A 3,057-nucleotide genomic window follows, 5' to 3' on the forward strand; every position below is an offset into this window, starting at 1 on the left:
TTGGGCGGGAAGGATTTCCTCGGCGGAGTTCGTCGGGGCATCGGCGAAGCTCGGGACGATGTCGCTGCCCAAGCGTGTCGAACACAAGCAGCCCCGCGTGCGCCGCGACGTCGCGTCGGCGCTGCGATCGGCGGCGGAGGGCCTCGACGTTCCGAGCACGAGGTCCCGACGCGCAACCACGAGCGAGCCGGACGTCGACCCCGAACTGGCCCCGCTGCGCGAGCGGATGCGGACCCATCCAGCTCATCGCGCCCCCGATCGCGAGGCGCTGGTGCGCACCGCCGAGCAGTACCTGCGCATCGAACGCGACAATGCCCAGATCCAGAAGAAGGTTGCCGCTGCGACCAATTCGCTCGCGCGGACCTTCGACCGAATAGTCGTGCTGCTGACCGAGCGCGGGTTCATCACCGACGGGGACGACCCCAAGGTGACCGACGACGGTCGACTGCTCGCGCGGATCTACAGCGAAAGCGACCTGCTGGTCGCCGAGTGCCTGCGCCGTGGCGCCTGGGACGGTCTGGACGCGGCGGAACTCGCGGCCGTCGTCTCGGCGGTCCTGTTCGAGTCCCGAGGTGACACGCCGGGCTCGCTGCCGACCGTCGACGTCGTCTCCGGCGCGGTCCGGCGGGCATATGCCGAGACCCGCAAGCTCTGGACCGAGATTCGAGCCGACGAGCAGCGCCACCGGGTCTCCGCGAGTAGGGAACCCGATCCCGGCTTCATCGCGGCCATGCACACTTGGGCCACATCGGGAGATCTGGCCTCCGCGCTCGCCGCCTCCGATACTGCAGGGAGCGGTTCCCCGCTGTCCGCAGGCGATTTCGTACGGTGGTGTCGCCAGGTGCTGGACATGCTCGACCAGGTCCGCAACGCCGCCCCGACACCGGCCCTGCGGACCTCTGCGAAACGCGCGATCAACGCCATTCGGCGCGGCGTCGTCGCAGTTGATGCGGGGTAGGGTGTGTGCCAACGCTTCTGCCAAAGGCAACGAGTATCAAGGAGAACCGATGAGCGGACCGCAGGGATCTGATCCAACTCAGGCCTGGTCCGGGCAGCCGCCCAACAACGAGCCTGCCTGGCAGCAACCGCAGCCACCGGAGAATTCGACGACGGTCGCACCCGCGTGGCAGCAGCCTGCCTACCAGCCGCCGCAGTACCCGGGGTACGAGCAGCCCGGACAGCCCGCGACGACCGCCTATCCGTCATACCCGCAGCAGGGGCAGTACGGGCAGCCAGAACAGCAGTACGGTCAGCCGACCGCCTACAGCCCGATCGGCTACCCGGGCCAGCAGGGCCAGCCGCAATACGGGCAACCCGGGCAGGACCCCTACGGACAGCCTCCCTACGGCGGTCAGCAGTTCCCGCCCTACGGCACCCCTGGAACCGATCCGCGTTCCAAGAAGTCGATGGGGACGATCCTCGCCGTCGTGGGCGGACTCGTGGTCCTCGTCATCGCGGTCGTCGCGGTGATGGGGTTCTGGAAGCCCGGCTTCTTCGTCACCACCAAGCTGGACGTCAACGCCGCTCAGACCGGTGTCGCCCAGATCCTCGGCGACGAGGCCAACGGCTACGGCGCCAAGAACGTCAAGGACGTCACCTGCAATAACGGCGCAAGCCCCACGGTCAAGAAGGGCGACACCTTCGACTGCGAGGTCAGCATCGACGGCACCAAGCGCAGGGTCACCGTGACGTTCCAGGACGACAAGGGGACTTACGAGGTCGGTCGGCCCAAGTAGGCGATCAGCCCGGCAGCGCGTCGAGCGCCGTCTGCAGCCGAGAGATCGACGACGTAACACCCAGCTCGGCCGCGAGTTCGGCGACCTTCCTGGGATGGGCAGCGGCAAGCGGCAAGGTGTCCGACTTCAGGGACATCGCGACCGGCGCGTCGGTGGCCACCCGGACCACCGGCTCGGCGGCGACGATGTATTCCTTGGCGGCCAACAGCTTCTTGCGTTGTGCCCCAGGCATCTTCGACGAAGAGTCGGCGGCTGCGGCCACGATCGCCTCGAGCGAACCGAACTGAGCCAGGAGCGCCGCCGCGGTCTTCTCGCCGACGCCCGGCACGCCAGGCAGCCCGTCGGAGGGATCGCCACGCAGCAGCGCCAACTCGGCGTAGGCGGCACCGGCCCGCTCAAGGGGGACGTTGTACTGTGCGGCGACCTCGGCGGGACCGAACGTGGTCGCCTTGGCCAAGCCGCGGCCCATGTAGAACACCCGCACGGCGACGGGGTCGTCCCCGACGAGTTGCAGGAGGTCCCGATCGCCGCTCACGACCACGACGGGATCACGGCGCTCTCTGGCCGCCAGCGTGCCGAGCACGTCGTCGGCTTCATAATCGGGCGCTCCGGCGGTCGCGATGCCGAACGCGTCGAGCATGGCCATGATCATGTCGACCTGCGGAGTCAGATCGTCGGGTACCTCCTCGACGTCGGTCTCGCCCGCCGGCCTCTCCTGCTCGACGCGGTGCGCCTTGTACGACGGAACGAGATCCACCCGCCACTGCGGTCGCCAATCCACGTCAAGGCACACGACGAGGCGAGACGGGCGTTGGCGGGTGATCAGCGTCGCGACCGTGTCGATGAAGCCGCGAAGGGCGTTGACGGGACGCCCGTCGGGGGCGGTGATCGACGACGGCACTCCGAAGAAGGACCGGAACCACATGCTGGCGCCGTCGAGCAGCAGGACGGGCGGCGCGCTCACGCGGCGCTCGAGAACACGTACGAGCCCGCGGTGATCGCCCTGTCCCCGTTGCCCTCGTCGTACATCACGACCCGGACCGCGACCATCCCGTCCGGGCTCGCGATGGGCTCGGTCTCCACCCGGAAGGGGCCGACCTTGCCGCGGGCGAGGAACATCACGTGACACGACGTTCCCTGCAGTTGGTCGGTGCCCGCGACCGCTGCGGCCGCGTCCGCGGCGGCGGTCTCGAGGATCACGAACTGCGGCCCGATGTGGAGCGCCGCATCCGGTGAGGCCACCTCGGCGGAGAGCTCCTTGAGCGCCCAGCGTCCGTCGGGACGGCGGTGGCCGCCGAACACCTGCCACAGCGGTGGCAGA

2 protein-coding genes and 2 pseudogenes are annotated in these 3,057 nt (G+C 69.0%); 2 read left to right on the forward strand and 2 right to left on the reverse strand.

The features are described from left to right. Positions 1-958: pseudogene (locus QOD90_RS04910) on the forward strand (DEAD/DEAH box helicase); the annotation flags it as partial. Between the two features lie 49 nt (positions 959-1,007). Further along, a complete protein-coding gene (locus QOD90_RS04915) occupies positions 1,008-1,736 on the forward strand; it encodes a DUF4333 domain-containing protein (RefSeq protein ID WP_526347249.1) in 729 nt (242 codons plus the stop codon). A gap of 4 nt (positions 1,737-1,740) precedes the next feature. Here QOD90_RS04915 and QOD90_RS04920 read toward each other — a convergent pair whose 3' ends face one another. Both QOD90_RS04920 and QOD90_RS04925 read right to left on the reverse strand, forming a co-directional pair. Continuing rightward, positions 1,741-2,700, reverse strand: a complete 960-nt coding sequence (locus tag QOD90_RS04920) for a 5'-3' exonuclease (protein WP_526347251.1) — start codon at positions 2,698-2,700, stop codon at positions 1,741-1,743. Beyond that, a pseudogene (locus tag QOD90_RS04925) lies at positions 2,697-3,057 on the reverse strand (hypothetical protein); the annotation flags it as partial. The pseudogene QOD90_RS04925 and the gene QOD90_RS04920, both read right to left, overlap by 4 nt.

The organism is Mycobacterium sp. (assembly GCF_032161845.1).
Lineage (GTDB): Bacteria > Actinomycetota > Actinomycetes > Mycobacteriales > Mycobacteriaceae > Mycobacterium.

Bases quoted from the DNA above. Each gene is read 5' to 3' on its own strand.
- QOD90_RS04915 (WP_526347249.1), top strand. From the start codon at position 1,008: ATGAGCGGACCGCAGGGATCTGATCCAACTCAGGCCTGGTCCGGGCAG.